This window comes from Pantoea brenneri, from assembly GCF_038594305.1.
In the GTDB taxonomy this organism is placed as follows: Bacteria; Pseudomonadota; Gammaproteobacteria; order Enterobacterales; family Enterobacteriaceae; genus Pantoea; species Pantoea brenneri.
In genome coordinates this window covers 2,223,364-2,241,329 of sequence record NZ_JBCGBG010000001.1, presented here as the reverse complement: position 1 = coordinate 2,241,329, position 17,966 = coordinate 2,223,364, and the positions used below count along the sequence as shown (strand labels likewise).

Annotated in this window: 18 protein-coding genes and 1 tRNA gene; 15 read left to right on the top strand and 4 right to left on the bottom strand. The window is 55.2% G+C overall.

The window, feature by feature from the left end:
* Positions 1–129 precede the first annotated feature (129 nt).
* The 3 genes from gpt to crl all read left to right on the top strand — a co-directional run bounded on the left by gpt (position 130) and on the right by crl (position 2,522).
* A complete protein-coding gene (gene gpt / locus AABB92_RS10645) occupies positions 130–588 on the top strand; it encodes a xanthine phosphoribosyltransferase (RefSeq protein ID WP_031374987.1) in 459 nt (152 codons plus the stop codon).
* A gap of 117 nt (positions 589–705) precedes the next feature.
* A complete protein-coding gene (frsA, locus tag AABB92_RS10640; protein ID WP_046288500.1) occupies positions 706–1,953 on the top strand; it encodes an esterase FrsA in 1,248 nt (415 codons plus the stop codon).
* A gap of 167 nt (positions 1,954–2,120) precedes the next feature.
* Positions 2,121–2,522 (top strand): sigma factor-binding protein Crl, encoded by a 402-nt coding sequence (gene crl / locus AABB92_RS10635; protein ID WP_031374988.1) that lies wholly within the window; start codon positions 2,121–2,123, stop codon positions 2,520–2,522.
* A gap of 139 nt (positions 2,523–2,661) precedes the next feature.
* On the opposite strand, the gene ompC is transcribed toward crl, so the two are convergent.
* Positions 2,662–3,774 (bottom strand): porin OmpC, encoded by a 1,113-nt coding sequence (gene ompC / locus AABB92_RS10630; RefSeq protein ID WP_031374989.1) that lies wholly within the window; start codon positions 3,772–3,774, stop codon positions 2,662–2,664.
* Between the two features lie 238 nt (positions 3,775–4,012).
* On the opposite strand from ompC, the gene proB reads away from it, so the two are divergent.
* The 11 genes from proB to ymcF all read left to right on the top strand — a co-directional run bounded on the left by proB (position 4,013) and on the right by ymcF (position 12,466).
* Positions 4,013–5,116: a glutamate 5-kinase gene (gene proB, locus AABB92_RS10625; RefSeq protein WP_046288499.1), complete on the top strand. Its 1,104-nt coding sequence runs from the start codon at positions 4,013–4,015 to the stop codon at positions 5,114–5,116.
* Positions 5,117–5,126: 10 nt separating this feature from the next.
* The gene (gene proA, locus AABB92_RS10620; protein WP_031374990.1) at positions 5,127–6,380 is read left to right on the top strand and encodes a glutamate-5-semialdehyde dehydrogenase; all 1,254 of its coding nucleotides are present in this window, start codon (positions 5,127–5,129) and stop codon (positions 6,378–6,380) included.
* A gap of 362 nt (positions 6,381–6,742) precedes the next feature.
* Positions 6,743–7,474 (top strand): S24 family peptidase, encoded by a 732-nt coding sequence (locus AABB92_RS10615; RefSeq protein ID WP_031374991.1) that lies wholly within the window; start codon positions 6,743–6,745, stop codon positions 7,472–7,474.
* Between the two features lie 422 nt (positions 7,475–7,896).
* On the top strand, positions 7,897–8,175 hold the full coding sequence (locus AABB92_RS10610) for a transcriptional antitermination N peptide (RefSeq protein WP_031374992.1): 279 nt from the start codon (positions 7,897–7,899) through the stop codon (positions 8,173–8,175).
* A 205-nt stretch (positions 8,176–8,380) separates the two neighbouring features.
* Positions 8,381–8,848: a lysozyme family protein gene (locus tag AABB92_RS10605; protein WP_031374993.1), complete on the top strand. Its 468-nt coding sequence runs from the start codon at positions 8,381–8,383 to the stop codon at positions 8,846–8,848.
* On the top strand, positions 8,845–9,192 hold the full coding sequence (locus AABB92_RS10600; protein WP_031374994.1) for a DUF7940 domain-containing protein: 348 nt from the start codon (positions 8,845–8,847) through the stop codon (positions 9,190–9,192). Before AABB92_RS10605 ends, AABB92_RS10600 begins: the two co-directional genes overlap by 4 nt.
* Positions 9,189–9,482, top strand: coding sequence for a hypothetical protein (locus AABB92_RS10595; protein ID WP_031374995.1), 294 nt, complete (start codon positions 9,189–9,191; stop codon positions 9,480–9,482). Before AABB92_RS10600 ends, AABB92_RS10595 begins: the two co-directional genes overlap by 4 nt.
* Before the next feature lie 204 nt (positions 9,483–9,686).
* Complete coding sequence (locus AABB92_RS10590; RefSeq protein ID WP_031374996.1) at positions 9,687–11,432, top strand: glycosyl hydrolase family 28-related protein; 1,746 nt, start codon at positions 9,687–9,689, stop codon at positions 11,430–11,432.
* Positions 11,433–11,603: 171 nt separating this feature from the next.
* Positions 11,604–11,679 (top strand) — tRNA-Thr (locus AABB92_RS10585).
* A 400-nt stretch (positions 11,680–12,079) separates the two neighbouring features.
* A complete protein-coding gene (cspE, locus tag AABB92_RS10580) occupies positions 12,080–12,292 on the top strand; it encodes a transcription antiterminator/RNA stability regulator CspE (RefSeq protein WP_009091867.1) in 213 nt (70 codons plus the stop codon).
* Positions 12,293–12,295: 3 nt separating this feature from the next.
* Entirely contained in the window at positions 12,296–12,466 is a 171-nt protein-coding gene (gene ymcF, locus AABB92_RS10575; RefSeq protein WP_122983606.1) for a cold shock small protein YmcF, read from the top strand.
* A 366-nt stretch (positions 12,467–12,832) separates the two neighbouring features.
* On the opposite strand, the gene AABB92_RS10570 is transcribed toward ymcF, so the two are convergent.
* Together AABB92_RS10570 and AABB92_RS10565 are read right to left on the bottom strand one after the other, a co-directional pair.
* Positions 12,833–14,413 (bottom strand): methyl-accepting chemotaxis protein, encoded by a 1,581-nt coding sequence (locus AABB92_RS10570; RefSeq protein WP_031374997.1) that lies wholly within the window; start codon positions 14,411–14,413, stop codon positions 12,833–12,835.
* Between the two features lie 528 nt (positions 14,414–14,941).
* Positions 14,942–15,904 (bottom strand): chemotaxis protein, encoded by a 963-nt coding sequence (locus tag AABB92_RS10565; RefSeq protein ID WP_031374998.1) that lies wholly within the window; start codon positions 15,902–15,904, stop codon positions 14,942–14,944.
* 167 nt (positions 15,905–16,071) lie between these two features.
* On the opposite strand from AABB92_RS10565, the gene AABB92_RS10560 reads away from it, so the two are divergent.
* Positions 16,072–16,464: a YgiW/YdeI family stress tolerance OB fold protein gene (locus AABB92_RS10560; RefSeq protein ID WP_031374999.1), complete on the top strand. Its 393-nt coding sequence runs from the start codon at positions 16,072–16,074 to the stop codon at positions 16,462–16,464.
* A 39-nt stretch (positions 16,465–16,503) separates the two neighbouring features.
* On the opposite strand, the gene dbpA is transcribed toward AABB92_RS10560, so the two are convergent.
* Complete coding sequence (dbpA, locus tag AABB92_RS10555) at positions 16,504–17,886, bottom strand: ATP-dependent RNA helicase DbpA (protein WP_031375000.1); 1,383 nt, start codon at positions 17,884–17,886, stop codon at positions 16,504–16,506.
* Positions 17,887–17,966: the final 80 nt, after the last annotated feature.

The window sequence follows — 17,966 nt, the reverse complement described above, 5'->3', positions numbered from 1 at the left end:
AGACGCGCTAAAAAGCCGCAACCGACGCGCGGGTGCTGGTTTTTAGCGCGTCAACTCCTTATAATCTCGCGCAACCTTTTCCCCGTTGCACATTTTTAAGCCACCGCGGTTGGCTGGGATTCCTATTCTATGAGCGAAAAATACGTCGTTACCTGGGACATGCTACAGATTCATGCCCGTAAACTGGCTCAGCGCCTGCTTCCTGTTGAACAGTGGAAAGGCATTATCGCGGTCAGCCGCGGCGGTCTGGTACCGGCTTCGCTGCTGGCGCGTGAACTGGGGATTCGCTATGTCGATACCGTTTGCATCTCCAGCTACGATCACGATCATCAGCGCGAAATGAAAGTGCTGAAGCGCGCCGAAGGTGATGGCGAAGGCTTCATCGTCATTGACGACCTGGTGGATACCGGCGGAACAGCGCAGGCGATCCGCGAGATGTACCCGAAAGCCCGCTTCTGCACCATTTTTGCCAAACCAGCTGGCCGCCAGCTGGTCGATGATTACATCGTCGACATTCCGCAGAACACCTGGATTGAGCAGCCGTGGGACATGGGCGTGGTCTACATCCCGCCGATTGTTAAAAACTGATTAATCTTCCCTAAACAACGCCCGGTTTTCCGGGCGTTGTGCTTTCTGCACCTCGCACCCTGATTTGGCGTACAGTACACTAAGCTATCGCCGTTTTATGCCGCAGGAGAAGTGAGTATGTCGAGCAAAAATCTCAGCGAAGAGTTGTTCAAACCACGCTTTAAACATCCTGAAACCTCTTCTTTAGTGCGTCGCCAGCATCACGCGACCCCGGACGTGCACTCCGCCCTTGATGGCGACAGCCAGCGCGGCTGGTATCGCATGCTGAATAAGCTGATGTGGACCTGGCGCGGTCTGACGCCGCAGGAGATCAGCGAAGTGCTGGCGCGCATCGCCATCAGCGACGTTGAGCATACCGACGAGACGCTGCTGGACACCGTGATCGGTTTTCGCGGCGGCAACTGGAATTTCGAATGGTGCCGCCAGGCGGGCTTCTGGCAGCAGAAAGCGCTGGAGTGCAGCGACGACAGCGAAGCGGGCGAGTACTGGCTGCATGCTGCCCATCTCTATAGCGTGGCTGCCTATCCCTATATCAAAGGCGATGAGCTGGCCGACCAGGCCCAGACGCTGGCTAACCGTGCCTACGAAGAGGCGACGCAGCGGCTGCCGGGTGAGCTGAAGCCGCTGACTTTCGCCATCAGCGGCGGCAGTCCGGTGAGCGGTTTCCTGCATATGCCGTCAGGCGTCGATGCCCCTTATCCGACCGTCCTGTTTTGTGGCGCACTCGACTCGTTACAAAGCGATCATTACCGGCTGTTCCATGACTATCTTGCGCCGCGCGGCATTGCGATGCTGACCATTGATGTACCGTCGGTCGGCAACTCGGTGAAGTGGACGCTGAATCAGGACACCAGCTTTTTACATCAGCAGGTGCTGCGTCAGCTGGAAACGGTGCCGTGGATCGATCACACCCGCGTGGCGGCGTTTGGCTATCGCTTTGGTGCCAACGTGGCGGTACGGCTGGCTTACCTTGAGTCGTCACGGCTGCGGGCGGTCGCCTGTCTCGGCCCGATTGTGCATGCGCTGCTGACCCAGACTGCGTTGCAGGATGAGATCCCGGATATGTACATGGATATGCTGGCAAGCCGGCTCGGCATGGCGTCCTCGTCTGACAGCGCGTTACGTACCGAGCTCAACCGCTATTCGCTGAAAACCCAGGGGCTGCTGGGCCGGCGTACCCCGACGCCGATGCTGTCAGGCTACTGGCAGAACGATCTGTTCAGCCCGGAAGAGGAGAGCAAACTGATCGCCAACTCCTCGGCGGAGGGCAAAGCGCTGCTGATTCCGGTGAAGCCGATGATGGCCAGTTTTGATCGGGCGCTAAATGAAATTTGCGACTGGCTGGAGAAGCGTTTAAAAAGGTAACTGGCAAAATTTACAGTATTTGCTACAACTACTACCTGAATTATTGCGGGCTGCTGCAGCGCGCTTCGCTGCCCCCTGGCGATTGATGCCAGTGACGTGGCGTGAAGCGGGCGCGACAGTCCGGATGATTGAGGATCGATATCGGTCAAAACCTATGGAGAATTAGCATGACGTTACCGAGTGGTCACCCCCGCAGTCGCCTGCTTAAGCGCTTCACTGAGCTGGGACCGTATATCCGCGATGGGAAATGTGGTGAAACCCGTTTCTTTTTCGACTGCCTGGCTGCCTGCGTCAATGTGAAACCGGCACCGGAACTGCGTGAATTCTGGGGCTGGTGGATGGAGCTGGAAGCACAGGCCGATCACTTTACCTATGTCTACCATATCGGTCTGTTCGATAAAGAGGGCGACTGGTCTGTGGCGACGGTTAAAGGCAAAGAAAATACGGCGCGGGTGGAAGAGACCTTACGTAACTTTCATACCCGTCTGAAAGCGATGCTGCACGAATTTGAGCTTGATCTGATTCCGGCCAGCGATTTCGATGAGAAACCGGTGAAACTGAGTGCCTGATGACAGCGTTCAGCAATAAGAAAGGGCGAGTTGAAAAACTCGCCCTTTTTTTATCAGACACACTTCACATTGAGGGTAACGCACTGCGGGCCCGCCGCCGCCACAGCAATCAACAGGGACGGAGCCGGCCCGACAGATATCAGAACTGGTAGATCATGCCCACGGCAACCACGTCATCATTGTTGATTGACAGCGCGTTATCGTCATCCAGCTGGTTAATTTTGTAATCAACAAAGGCGGACATGTTTTTGTTGAAGTAATAGGTGGCGCCCACGTCGATATATTTCACCAGATCCGCATCGCCGATACCGTTTTCGATATCTTTGCCTTTGGTCTGCACGTAACCGATAGAAGGACGCAGGCCGAAATCAAACTGATACTGCGCCACCAGCTCGATGTTCTGCGCTTTGTTGGCGGCACCGGCCACTGCGGCACCGGTGTTGCGGTTGGTACCACTGATTGGCGTCATGTTACGGGTGTCGGTATAGATAGCGGCCAGGTAAATGCTGTTTGCATCATATTTGACGCCTGCACCCCAGGAATCCGCACGGTCACCGCCGCCGTAAGCACGTGCCTGCTGCTGGTTGGTGCGGTCAGATGAGGTGATGGCACTCATCAGGCTCACGCCGCTATCGCCCAGCGTGTAACCGAGTGACGCACCGTAGCCATCGCCGTTCTGGCGGTTGATGTCGGTACGGCTGTTGGCGCTGCTGGCGTCATTTTTGCCCTGATACTGCAGCGCAAATTTCAGACCATCCACCAGGCCGAAGAAGTTATTGTTGCGGTAGGTTGCGACGCCGGTGGCGCGCTGAGTCATAAAGTTATCAGAACGCGCGGTGCCGTCACCGCCAAATTCCGGGAACACGTCGGTCCAGGACTCTACGTCATACAGTACGCCGTAGTTGCGACCGTAATCGACCGAGCCATACTGTGAAAATTTCAGGCCGGCAAAACCGAGGCGGGTTTTGTTGCCGTTGTTGGCATCGCTGCCTTCGGAGTTATTGACGTTGTACTGATATTCCCACTGACCGTAACCGGTCATCAGGTCGTTGATCTGCGTCTGGCCTTTGAAGCCGATACGCACGTAGGATTTGTCGCCATCTGAGCCGGCATTATCGCTGAAGTAGTGTTCAGCTTTAACTTTGCCGTAAAAGTCCAGTTTGTTGCCATCTTTGTTATAGACTTCGGCAGCCTGTGCGGTCGACGCCAGCGCCAGAGCGGAGATGATCATTGCCAGTGTGCTTTTCTTCATTTGCTATCAATCCCGATGTGTACGTCAAAAAGTTAAGAAAGTTTTTGTAAAACACCGACTTTTTACCGGGCGGTGATGAACTTTTTATGACACTTTTCGTGATTTCTTGTTAATCGTGAACTTTTGGTCTACGCCCTTGTCCGCGTAAAATCGTGCTTTTCCCCCGCTGGCTGTTGGCTTCCTTATCGACTCCTGTTAAAACGTCCTTTCGTAAAAATTTTTCACTACGGCAGGAAATATGAGTGGCAGTCAGACCTTAGTGGTCAAATTGGGTACCAGCGTTCTCACCGGCGGATCACGCCGGCTGAATCGGGCGCACATGGTGGAGCTGGTTCGCCAGTGTGCGCAGCAACATGCTGCAGGCCACCGCATTGTGATTGTGACCTCTGGCGCGATGGCGGCCGGACGCGAACATCTGGGCTACCCCGAACTGCCGCCGACCATCGCCTCAAAGCAGCTGCTGGCTGCGGTGGGGCAGAGCCGTCTGATCCAGCTGTGGGAACAGTTATTCTCTATCTACGGTATCCACATCGGCCAGATGTTGCTGACCCGCGCGGATATGGAAGATCGCGAGCGTTTCCTGAATGCCCGCGACACGCTGCGGGCGCTGCTGGATAACCACATCGTACCGGTGATCAATGAGAACGACGCCGTGGCGACCGCCGAGATTAAAGTGGGCGACAATGACAACCTCTCGGCGCTGGCCGCGATGCTTGGCGGGGCCGACAAGCTGCTGCTGCTGACCGATCAGCAGGGGCTGTTCACCGCCGATCCGCGCAATAATCCCGACGCTGAGCTGATCGGCGACGTGCATGTGATTGATGATGCGTTACGCTCATTAGCCGGCGGCAGCGTTTCCGGGCTGGGCACCGGCGGCATGTCAACCAAGCTTCAGGCGGCCGATGTCGCCTGCCGTGCCGGCATTGATGTGATCATCGCCTCAGGCAGCCGCAGCGGGGTGATCGGCGATGTGATTGACGGCAAACCCGTCGGCACGCTGTTTCATGCTCAGCAGTCGCCGCTGGAAAACCGTAAACGCTGGATATTCGGCGCACCGCCGGCGGGCGAACTGACGGTGGATGATGGCGCGCTGGCCGCGATTATTGAACGTGGCAGTTCACTGCTGCCGAAAGGGATCCGCGCCATTCAGGGCAATTTCTCCCGCGGTGAAGTCATCCGTATCCGCAGCCTGCAGGGACGCGATATCGCCCACGGCGTGTCACGCTATAACAGCGATGCGATGCGAATGATTGCCGGTCACCACAGCCAGCAGATCAGTGAGATCCTCGGCTATGAATATGGCCCGGTGGCGGTTCACCGCGACGACATGATCGTCAGTTAAGGAGCAGACAATGCTTGAAGAGATGGGTAAAGCGGCCCGCGCGGCAGCATATCGCGTGGCCGATCTGTCGACCGCAGAGAAAAATCAGGTCCTGATGACCATTGCCGATCGTCTGGAAGCCGAAAGCGCCGACATTCTGGCCGCCAATGAACAGGACTTAGCCGAGGCGCGTCAGAATGGCATGAGCGCGGCTCTGTTAGATCGACTGACGCTGAATCCGCAGCGGCTGAGCGGCATCGCCAGTGACGTTCGTCAGGTTTGTCAGCTGGCCGATCCGGTTGGGCAGTTGATCGATGGCGGTCAGCTCGACAGCGGACTGCGTATCGAACGTCGCCGTGTGCCGCTCGGCGTGGTGGCGGTGATTTATGAAGCGCGTCCCAATGTGACGGTGGATGTCGCCAGCCTGTGCCTGAAAACCGGTAATGCGGCGATTCTGCGCGGCGGTAAAGAGACGTGGCGCACCAATGCCGCCACGGTGCGGGTCATCCAGAACGCCTTGCAGCAGCACGGTCTGCCGACGGCTATCATCCAGGCGATCGAAAATCCCGATCGTGAACTGGTGAATCAGCTACTGAAGCTGGATCGCTACGTCGATATGCTGATTCCGCGCGGCGGCGCGGCGCTGCATAAACTGTGCCGCGAAAACTCCACCATTCCGGTGATCACCGGCGGAATCGGGGTATGCCATATCTACATCGACGACACCATGGAGATCGAACCGGCGCTTGAGGTGATCGTCAATGCCAAGAAGCAGCGCCCCAGCGCCTGCAATTCGCTGGAGACGCTGCTGGTGGATCAGGCGATTGCCGACCGTTTCCTGCCAGCGTTCAGCGCCCGGATGGCGCAGGAAAATATTGTGCTGCATGCTGACAGTAACGTGCTGACGCAGCTGCAGGCGGGTCCGGCGCAGGTGATGCCGGTCAGTCTGCCGCAATACGATGATGAATGGCTGTCGCTCGATCTTAACGTGAAGCTGGTGGCGGATATGGATCAGGCGATTGACCATATCCGGACGCACGGCACCCAGCATTCCGATGCCATTCTGACCCGCAGCACCCGCAATGCCACGCGCTTTGTTCGTCAGGTCGACTCCTCTGCGGTCTACGTTAACGCCAGCACCCGCTTTACCGACGGCGGACAGTTTGGTCTGGGGGCAGAAGTCGCTGTCAGTACCCAGAAGCTGCACGCACGGGGTCCGATGGGATTAGAGGCGCTAACTACCTACAAATGGATTGCCTGGGGCGACGACACGCTGCGGCCATAATCCCCCCTTTTTTTTAACAAAACGGGAGTCTTTTACAGACTCCCGTTTTTTTTTAGCTGCCACTTTCGGTCCAGTTATATCTGGAGTTTCTCGCCTGTAAGATAATTTTTCGTCGCTGCCGGGTCGTTTCAGCTAAAAAAGCTGGCTGAATTTCACGCAATTCCTTACGGAAGATTCCTGAAAGCCGGGGCTGCACGCGGCCTGAGGCAATATTTTTTGTTCAGCTGCAAACGGCAGGGGATAATGATAATTAGAAATGCTTGATAAAGCGGTTAGGTAGTAAACGGACGGTAATATAAAATGAACTGGTAGCAATAATGAAAATAACATCCAGTACCTCCTCTATGGCTGATTATTAACTAATGGTTAAAAAAGAAAGTACAAGACAAGCTTTCACCGCCAGGCTGATTGCGGCCTGTGAGAGTGCCGGCATTGTCGGACATGGACGAAACAAACAGGTTGCTAAGGCCCTGCAACAGCAAGGCTGCAAGATTTCAACGCCGGGAGTGTGGAAGTGGTTCAACGCCCAGTCAGTGCCCGATGGGGGCAATCTGCTGGCCCTGAGTCAGCTGCTGGGCGTCAGAGTGGAGTGGCTGCAGTACGGGATGGATCATCCGGCTGAACCGGTGACGTTAAGCGCGCTGACCGGCCATAAAAACGTCTTTCGCGTTGATAGCCTCGACATCGGCCAGAAAAGTGCGGCGGGTCTGCCTGCGCGCGATGAGTTTGTCGAAACCATCCAGGCCATTGAGTATGGTCAGGATGAGGCGCGGGTGCTTTTCAACGGCCGGCCGGCAGAAAATATCCGTCTGATCGCCATCAACAGCGATTCGATGGCCGACACCTTTGCTCCGCGCGATCAGCTGTTTGTCGACATCAGCGTGCGGATGTTTGACGGTGATGGCATCTACATTTTCACCCTCGACGAGCAGCTCTACCTGAAGCGCCTGCAGCTACAGCATAAGAAAATTGCAGTAATATCAGATAATAAGCGCTATGAAACCTGGTATCTCAACCATGATGATGTGGCCAGCCTGAAGGTACTGGCGAAAGTCATCATGAGCCAGGCACGACACTATCAGATCCTCGGTTAAGCGCGCTGTCAGCGGGCGAGACCGCCAGCCTGCAAAAAAATAATCGACATAAATTCAAAAATTTAACCAGCGGTAAATAAAAAATTAACCAACAGTGTTTGATAAAGCATAAGAACCTGTTAATAATTTGAACATGGATGAACGAAGCAGTTCTTTCAGGGACGACCCGCTCTTAAACAATTGAGGCGCTGCACAAGCGCGAATCAAACCACCCAAAAGTCAGTGAACTTTGGGATGGGGTGGATGCGCAAAATGCAGCGTCGTCAGATGCCGTTTATTCCCCTTCGCCTACTTTCCACCTGGCTGCTCACGCAGCCGGGCGGTGAGTGTGCGAGCGTGAATCGCGACATTCGGGCCCGTTCGGTTCGCCGAAAGCTCGCGCCTGCCACCCCATCGCCAAAGACTCATTCACAGGAGGAGTTATGGCGATAATTCACTATGGCAAAAGCGTTTTTATGGGCAACGCACGTACTCGTCGCCATCGGCGGCGCCAACCTCTCAGCAGCCTGAAACAGAGCATCGACCAGGCACTAAACTTCCCACCCGAAACACCCACCCTGCGGCGTGCAGAGCAAATCTGCCAGCGTCAGGTCACCCCGCGCGTTGATCGTGCAATAACGGCGCCTCGCGCCAAAAATCAGGAAACGCCCAGCTTCGACAATTGCTGTCTGCCGCATGTGCATCTCTACGCAGTGCGCTGATTAGCGTCAGAAATCTCCCGTTCTGTCTCCCTGTTCAATTCCTGTTACCTCCATTTTTCACTGGCCGCAATCCGGTTATTTACTGTTCAGTTTCGCTGGAGGGTCATCCCTGTCTGCGGCTGAAGGTGTGAGGGTCATTGATCAGCGGGCGTTATGTATTTTTTCACAGGGCTGAGTTGCTCTGACCCGTCATTGAGGAATCGTTATGAGCCAGATAATTGCAATGCTGAATTTTGAAGAGGGCTATGCCGACGTGCCTTATCTCGACACGCTGGGCTTCCCGACGGTCGCGGGAGGGATTCGTATCGGCCCGAAAGGCGCATCGCTAAGTAACTATGCGTTCCGCGTTCCGCGCCGCGTCGGGGATGTGTGGAAGCAATGCATTCTGGAAGGCAAGGTGCAGGACATGCAGAGCCGGGAGCTGCTGCGTAATGCGCTGGCGAAGTGCAATGACGCCCGCACTGATGTGCTGCTGAGCATGGCCTATCAGCTGGGGGTCGATGGCGTGATGCAGTTTAAAAACATGCTTACCGCCATTGCCAGTGAGAACTTCAACGAGGCCGCAGACGCGATGATGAACAGCCTGTGGGCGCGTCAGACACCAGGACGGGCCCGGCGCCATGCTGAAGTGATGCGTAGCGGCACCTATGCGGTGTACAGGGGGCTGCTATGAGATGGCTGATGTTCCTGATTGCCGTGCTGACCGCGATCATCATTCTGCTGCTGCTGCAGCGCTTTACCACTCTGCAGTTTGTCTCCCACGCCCGTCTGTTATTCAAAACCTGGTCGGTCTGGCTCGCCTCGCTGGGATCGATGCTCAGCGCCTGGGCGCAATCCTTTCCCTCCGCCGCCGTCGATGCCTGGAGCGTACTGCCGGAAGACGTCAAAGCGATTCTGCCGCACAACTACCTTGGGCTGGTCGGCGCTTTCATGGTGGCGATGGGGGTGATTGCCCAATTTGTTCGTCAGAAAAACCTGCTGAATGAGAAGCAGCGGGCGGAGGTAACCAAATCATGACGCTGTTAACCACGTTACTCGGCGGCGGCTGGCACTGGATCGCGGCGCTGGCCGGCATCATTGCCGCGCTGGGTGCCAGCTATTTCGGTGGGAAAAAAATCGGCAAAGTGCAGCAAAAAGCGCGTTCTGACGTCGAAAACGCACAACAACAGGCGTCCCGCGTCGAAGCGGTCGCGCAGCAGCAACAACATAACCGTGAGGAGGCCAACCGTGTGGCGACTGACAATCACAACCTTGATGACGCTGCTGCTCGCGACAAGCTGCAGCAGTCGAAATACCACCAACCCTGAACCGGTCGCGATAACCGATTCAGCCTGCGTTCTGTTTTCCCCTCTTTATACCTACGGCGATGACGCACAAAAGATGGACGTTCGCACCGTGCGCGCTATTAACACCCACAACGACATGTGGGACACCCTCTGCGGCCACCCGGCCTCTGCTAAGTAACCTGCTGATAATCAGCGACTTATCTAAGTTATCCTGAGGAGGATACTATGATCGAAGTTAACTCTTTTGCTGAACTGCGTACGACTCCCCCATCAAAATCAGGTGAAATTGCGATCCTGAAACGCTATTACGACAAAGACTCGAGCTTCCGTGGCGGCGCAGACTTTGTTGGTTTCCTCAGTACTACCCCACTGAAAGATGATGGCGGTACGGTCGCTATCGGCAACGGTTTTTACTGGAAACGCACCATCAACGATCCTACTGAAGTGAATATCCTGCACTTTGGCGCGAAAGGGGATGGCGTAACTGATGATACCGACGCGTTTAAGCGGATGCTGGCGTGGACGCAGACCTATAACACCTACGTGAAAGCGCTGCCGGTTCGTTTTCCCGGTGGCCGCTTCCTGATTTCGCCTTTCGATCTCAGCGATACCGAAATCCCGTTCTTCGGCCTGTTAGGGGACGATCTGGAACTCGGCTCACTGCCGCGCACCACGATTATTTCCGATAAAAGCGCCAATACGGTGTTTAAAGTAAAGGCGCGCCGGACTGCCATCAAAGGCATCGTCTGGAACGGGCAGGCCAGCGCCGATACCACCGCCAAAGTCACTATTTTACCCGAACAGTGCAGCAACAATCAGCCGTTCTTCGAAAACACCTGTATCGAAGGGCAAACCGTCAATATCAGCTGCTTCCGGGCGCAAAGCACTGGCGGCACGGTATTTAAGCTGCAGGATACGCTCGACAGTAAGTTCGATCAGATCTACACCACCAGCACCTTTTCACGGGTGTTTGACGTCGGCTGGTCGAACTCACCCAATGGCGTCTGGGACCACTCAACCGCGATTGAGTTAAGTAACGCGAACTTCCAGTCCGGCTACGGCGATGCCACGCTCTATATGCCGCGCATGACGCAGGGCATTCTGCGTAACGTCTGGATTGAGCATACCCGCAATCCGGGCGATCTGTCGGATGGTGGCTGGACCATTGATACGCTGAACATTGAAGATTGCGGTACGCCGCTCAACCTCAACAATGCCCGCGTCATCATGCGTCAGATTAACCTGCAGGCGGGCGCAAAAATCACTAACGACCTGGCCGCCGGGAAATGGCTATCGACCTTTGAATACGGTTATCGCCGTGACGAAAACCACGGCAGCTTCCTGACCGGTTCACTGCGGGTCGGCTATTTCAGCGGCTATAAGGTGGTGAACAACACCGATACCGATAACTGGTACCGGCTGGGGCAGCTCTATTTCCCGAACCCTAATCAGGCATGGGTGATGGAACTGATCGGGAAAGCGGATGCGACCACGCCTTCCGGCACGGCGGGGTCGCCGGTCAACCTGCCGGGGACCGGCAGAACGCTGATTAATCTGCAGCGACTGGAGACGGTGTGGGCGGATGCATATCACATGGGCCAGCCTTCGGTGATGGATATCCGTTACGGCCGGGTCGGCACCACCTATGCGGTGGTCTGGGTCAAGCTGCGGGCCAACAGTGGCGAAACCATGTTCAACCTGAAGACCACCGGTCCGACCCGTTTTGATACCGGTTCCTGCTCGCTGTTCCAGTCTGATATGTCGGTGGTGACTGACATTACCAAAGTAGGGACGCTGAAACCGGCCGCACGCTTTGGCATGCATAACGGACTGGCCGGCATTGGTGCCAATGAAAAAGGGGTGGTGACACTCGCAACGGCGGCGGGAACCCCGGCCAATAAAACCGCGCCGACCGGTTTTGTGCTGATCAATATCAACGGCGTTGACCGCAAGGTCCCTTACTACGATTGATGATCACCACTTTTGGGCGAGGCGGCGGCCTCGCCCTTTTTTGTCTGACGCCTGCGCCGCGGGCATCGGACTGTCAGGCGAGCTGCTGCGAAAATCCGCAGTTGAACGCCGCCTCTCTTGACGCATTTCCGCTTTTTTTCTAAGGTATTTCCCCGCTAATCCCGCCCGTTTGCCGGTATAGCTCAGTTGGTAGAGCAGCGCATTCGTAATGCGAAGGTCGGAGGTTCGACTCCTCTTACCGGCACCAGTTTTTCTCTTTATCAGATCCTCTTCTTCTATTACCTCCTTATTAGGTCTGTTTGGCCGGTTAACCTCAGGCAGGATCGCGCTCGCCGATTACCGCTCAGGGCGACATCGCTAGCGCGCGTGGCACCAATCTCTTTCCAGTTCAGCAGAGAAGGGCATGCGACTCGCACCAACCGGCTTCTGACGATTAATTTCAATTGCCGCTTGCGTCACTTAAAGAAGTGTGGCCTAATGAATCGTCGGTTTGATTAACAGACACTATCAAAGTAAGTATCCAAAGCAGTTCTCATCTCTAAGTTTGTCGCGAGACATCCCTTCTTTTTGAGTCTTCTCTTACGTTCTGATTAAAATCTGTTCTCAGGCCATTATGCCGGAAGGCTCGATATATTAAGGATTTAAGCATGTCTAACAAAATTCGCGGTACCGTTAAGTGGTTTAACGCAGAGAAAGGCTTCGGTTTCATCTCTCCTCAGGACGGCAGCAAAGATGTATTCGTACACTTCTCTGCAATCCAGGGCACTGATTTCCGTTCATTAGATGAAGGTCAACAAGTTGAGTTTACAGTAGAAAATGGCGCCAAAGGCCCAGCTGCTGCGAACGTTGTTGGTCTCTAAGGACTGAAAATTACATTTAAATGTCCTCACTGTAATGGCTCACAGTTTCGTACATCACACTTTGATGTTACAAGAGCCAATCCGCATGGAGCGAAATGCATTTTCTGCAAATCTGTCGTTGTTCAGGTGAACGCGGCGAGGATTGCACTTCAGAGCCAGCCTCGCGCTCTCTGATTAAAGGCTAACTGAGCTTTATAGCGTTGTTGCATTTACTGTAATGAAAGGCTGCCAATGGCAGCCTTTTTTGTTTCTGTCATTCTGCTTCTGCTTCTGCTTCTGCTTCTGCTTCTGCTTCTGCTTCTGCTTGCTTCTGCCTCTGCCTGAGTCTCAGCTTGCTTTGATGTTCCCGCTATTCTGTTGCTTATCCCTGGCTCCGCCTGTTGCTGGCGCACGGCCTGACGTCATCGCTTCCCTGTTCAACAGAAATTAATGCCAGGCGCAGACGCTGGTCTGGCTGTAACAGCGGCGGGGCAACAACGTTACGGCCCGCCGGAGCAGGCCGCTGAAACAAACAAACTTCGCTACTTCTCAGCAACGGTATCAGGCACTGTGTGCTGCGTTCAGCGAGAGCTGTCCTACCTTAAATACGCTCATCGCCTGCGCCATCCGCTCAGCCTGATCCTGCAGAGCTTGTGAAGCTGCGGACGCTTCCTGCACCAGCGCGGCGTTCTGCTGCGTCACCGCTTCCATCTGGGTAATCGCCATATTGATCTCACTGATGCCGCTGCTTTGTTCACTGCTGGCGATGGTGATTTCGCTCATGATGTTTGCCACGCTCTGCACGCTGTTGACTACTTCGCCAATGGTAGAACCGGCATGGGTAACCAGCTTGCTGCCTTCATCCACCTTAGCGACCGAATCTTCAATCAGCACTTTGATCTCTTTGGCAGCCGAGGCTGAACGCTGGGCCAGATTACGCACTTCAGAAGCGACCACTGCAAAGCCACGGCCCTGTTCACCGGCACGTGCGGCTTCAACGGCTGCGTTCAGTGACAGAATATTAGTCTGAAAGGCAATGGAATCGATCACGCTGATAATGTCGACAATTTTCTTCGATGACAGGGCGATTGCTTCCATCTTCTCAATCACCTGTTCCATCACCACACCGCCTTCACGCGCCACGCTGGAGGTGCTGGCTACCAGCTGGTTGGCTTCACGGGCGTTGTCAGCGTTGTGCTTCACGGTTGAGGTCATCTGTTCCATGGCAGACGCGGTCTCTTCCAGTGAGCTGGCCTGCTGCTCGGTGCGGGTAGAGAGATCAAGGTTGCCGCTGGAGATCTGGTTTGATGCCACCGCAATCGTATCGGAACCGGTACGTACTTCGGTGACGATAGAGAGCAAATTATCATTCATCCGTTGCAGCGCTTGCATCAACACGCCGGTCTCATCGCGTGACGCCACCTGAATTTTTGAGCTCAGATCGCCGGCGGCAACGCGCTCGGCAACATCAACCGCGGCCACCAGCGGGCGCACGATCGAACGCGTCAGGAAAAGGCCCAGCATAATTGAGGCCAGAATCGCCAGCGCAGAGAAAATCAACGTGATGTTAATTGCTGACTGACCATTGGCCACGATGCTCTGTCCTTCGCCACGCAGCTGGGCATCCTGTGAATTAGCAAATGCGACAGCATCATCAAGGAACTTGTTCTGGGTCGCGGTCATCGACTTCAGCACGTAGGCGCTGGCAGCGTCGAAGTTGCCGCTTTTCACCAGCGTAACCAACTCCGTTTTGACCTTCTCAAAGGCTTCGGCCGATGCCAGCAGACCGGCAATTTTTTTCTTACCGACTGCCGTAACCTGAATGTCGGCGATCTTTTTCATGGCGGCGTTAGTACGCTGGGTTGCTTCGTCCAGCTGGCCGTAACGTTTCACGTTCATTTCCGGCCGGTTAGTGTCGATCACGATGCCGCGCAGGTATTTGATCTGATCGTTGACACCATCGCGCACATCAAATGCCAGTCGCACTTTTACGTAACGATCGTCCACGATCGAGGCGATCGCGGTGTTGATGCTGTTAATTTTCGTTATGGATGTCACCCCAATGACTATCAGTAACGTCACAACAATACCGAAGGCTGCGGCGAGCCGCATACCCACCTTCATATTCTTGATACTGACCATGCTTTTTTCCCCGTTTTATTATTTATCACTGTGTTATCAGCAATCAGGTTCCTTGCTGCTGTGCGCGATTCACCTGCTGTGCCCGGCGTCGTGCCGCCGAAAAAAGGGTGATCTCGCGCACACTGTTATCGGAGCGTTAAGCTTTACCTTTAATGTTTTTGAAGTAACAGGCAGGGGAAAGCGCACCATTAACCGCATGGATTAATCGTGTTTAACAAAACTGCCTTGAGATAACAGAAAGGCCGGATGTGCTCGGTTGGGCTGACAGCCACAAAACTGGCAGCCTGGACCGTAAGGGATGAAAGAAATCAGAAAACTAACAAGTAGAGGCCAACCCAGAACAGGGCGCTAAGAGACAGGGCGCTAATCCAGGCAAGCTGGCGTAAACGGCCACGCAGCACGTTTTGACGAGAGGTAACAGGTAAGGTTTCGCTGTGCATGGGTAAAATTCCTGGCTAAGTAGTAAAGACGCAGTGCGAAACAGGCCAGAGCGGCAGACCGAACGGCAGCGCGTCGGTCTGCATTCGCTTAGCGGGCTGCTTCGAGAACGTTAAAAATTACGTCGGAGAGTTCGTTTAACTCGAACTTAGCGACATAACCGTCGGCACCCACTTTGCGGACGTGATCTTCATTGGCGCTGCCTGACAGTGAAGAGTGGATTACCACCGGCAGCCGTTTCAGAATTTCGTCACGCTTGATGTTGCGGGTCAGGGTAAAACCATCCATCTCCGGCATTTCCAGGTCGGTCAGCACAAAGGCAATTTTGTCGTGAATTGACTCGCCCGCCGCCTGCGCATCCTGGCTCATCAGCTTGAGTTTTTCCCACGCTTCCAGGCCGGTGTTAAACATCAGCGACGGAATTCCCATGCTCTTCAGACCCTGCTCCAGCAGCTGGCGCGCCACTTTCGAGTCTTCCGCCACAATGGCGACGGCGCCGGGACGATAGTTGAATTCACGCGCTTTGGTGGCTTCAGGTTCCACACCGCGCACCGAAGGAATGATGTCATACAGAATTTGCTCAACGTCCAGCACCATCGCCAGATCGTTGCTCTGCTTATCACTGTCCAGACAGGCGATGCTGGTAATGTTGCGGCCACCAATCCCGGCTTCAGCGGTATGCACCTGGCTCCAGTCGAGACGCACAATGTTTTCAACCGACTCCACGGCGAACGCCTGGGTGTTGCGCGCATATTCGGTCACCAGCAGCAGATTCAGGCCGGTTTCTGGCACACAGCCTGCCACCGCCGGCAGATCAATCACCGGGATGAACTGGCCACGAATGCTTGCCATACCCAGCAGCGGTGAGCGCATGCCCGCGGCTTTGGTGATGGTTGGCATCGGCACGATTTCACGCAGCTTGAACACGTTAATGCCAAACAGTTCTGACTTGCCTTTCAGCTGATCGGAACCTAAGCGAAACAGCAGCAGTTCGAATTTGTTCGATAACGCGAGATTCGCTCTCTCATCAATCTCTTTTTGAAAATTATCCATCGTTGCCTCTGCCTTAACGCAGCTGGTGAAATAGGGTGTGAACAGGTTATCGGCAGCAAATGGAAAAAGGTGAGAACAGAAGGGGGAAATAAAACAGACGCCAATTATTGTGCCAGGCTTAACGGTGAAGGTTCGACATGGACACCTTTCCAATACAGGAGTGTGAAATGAAAAAAGTAATTTTAGCGTCGCTGTTGGTGGTAATGAGTGCTGGCGTGTATGCCGATGAGGGTGGCTACAAGGGCGGTGAAGCGCCGCCGCCGCAGCACAAGGAGGATGCAGGCTATAAGGGATCGGAAGATACCGGGCAGACTCACATCGATCAGATTCGCGACTTCCGTCAGGGCGGATACGTGACGCTTGAAGGCTATATCGTGAAGAAAGAGCAGGGCGATACCTATCAGTTCCGCGATAACACCGGCACATTACCGATCATTGCGCCGAAGAAAACCTTTGATGGTAAAACCTATTCGGCTGAGGACAAAGTGCGCGTCAGCGGCAAGGTACATGGCAAAGGGCAGCAAACCACGCTGCATGTCACTCAGATTGACGAGCCGTAATAACCAGGGCGAGGCGTTGTCAGCCTCGCCCGTCCTGTTTTAATCCTTCAGCAGAATCGCCCGGCAGGCTTTGCCTTTGATTTTTCCCTGCTTCAGTTTTACCAGGGCACCTTTCGCCTGCGCGGCATCAATCGCGACGTAAGCGTGAGTCGGCGTCAGCACAATCTTGCCAATCTGGTCAGCGCGATAACCTGCTTCACCGGTCAGTGCGCCGAGAATATCGCCTGGACGGATCTTGGCTTTGCGGCCACCATCAATACACAAGGTCATCATTGCGGCAGGCAACGGTTTACTGCTGCCTTTTTTCAGCGTGCTAGCGGAAATCCACGGCAGTTTCTGCTGTAGAAAATCTTCCAGCGCATGGGCGCGAGCCATCTCATCAGCCGCAACCAGGCTGACCGCAACGCCGTGCTCACCGGCGCGGGCGGTGCGGCCAATGCGGTGCAGATGCACTTCCGGGTCCCAGGCCAGCTGATAGTTCACCACCATCGCCAGCGATTTGATGTCGAGTCCACGGGCCGCTACGTCGGTGGCGACCAGCACCCGGCCACTGCCGTTGGCGAAGCGTATCAGCACCCGTTCACGATCGCGCTGTTCAAGATCGCCATGCAGCGGCAGCGCACTGATATCACGCGCGTTAAGCGCCGCAGCAATCTCATCGCATTCACGACGGGTATTACAGAACACCACGCATGACGCAGGCTGGCGTTCGCTCAGCAGCGCTATCAGCAGCGACAGCTTTTCACCGTGGCTGGCTTCGATGAACTGCTGCTCAATCGACGGCAGTTCGCTGACTTCTTCCGTCACTACGCTCAGCGCATCGCGCTGGAAGCGGCTGCTGATGGCAGCGATGCCTTCTGGCCAGGTGGCGGAGAACAGCAGCGTCTGACGTGAAGCGGGCGTGGCCTCAATAATGGTTTCCATATCGTCGCGGAAGCCCATTTCCAGCATCCGGTCAGCTTCATCCAGCACCAGCGTACGCAGGTTTTCCAGCTTCAGGTTTTCGCGTTTGATGTGATCCAGAATACGGCCCGGGGTACCGACCACGATATGCGGTGGATGTACCAGCGAATCACGCTGGGCGCTCATCGGCTGTCCGCCACACAAGGTCAGAACTTTAATGTTGCGGGTGAAGCGTGCCAGCTGACGCAGCACGTTGCCGACCTGATCGGCCAGTTCACGAGTCGGGCAGAGAATCAGCGCCTGGGTCTGGAACCGGGCACTGTCGATATGTTGCAGTAAGCCAATACCAAAAGCGGCGGTTTTCCCGCTGCCGGTTTTTGCCTGCGCGCGCACGTCACGACCCTGCAGAATGGCGGGCAGCGTGGCGGCCTGAACTGGCGTCATGCTGGTATAGCCCATCTCGCGCAGGTTATCGAGCTGGCTATCGGGAAGCGTATTGAGGGTAGAAAAAGCGGTCACGGGCGCGGCCTCTGAGGCTGAAAGTGGAGGGCATTATTGCGCGCGCAAGTCTGGCAGAAAGCCGGCCTGACGGCAACGGG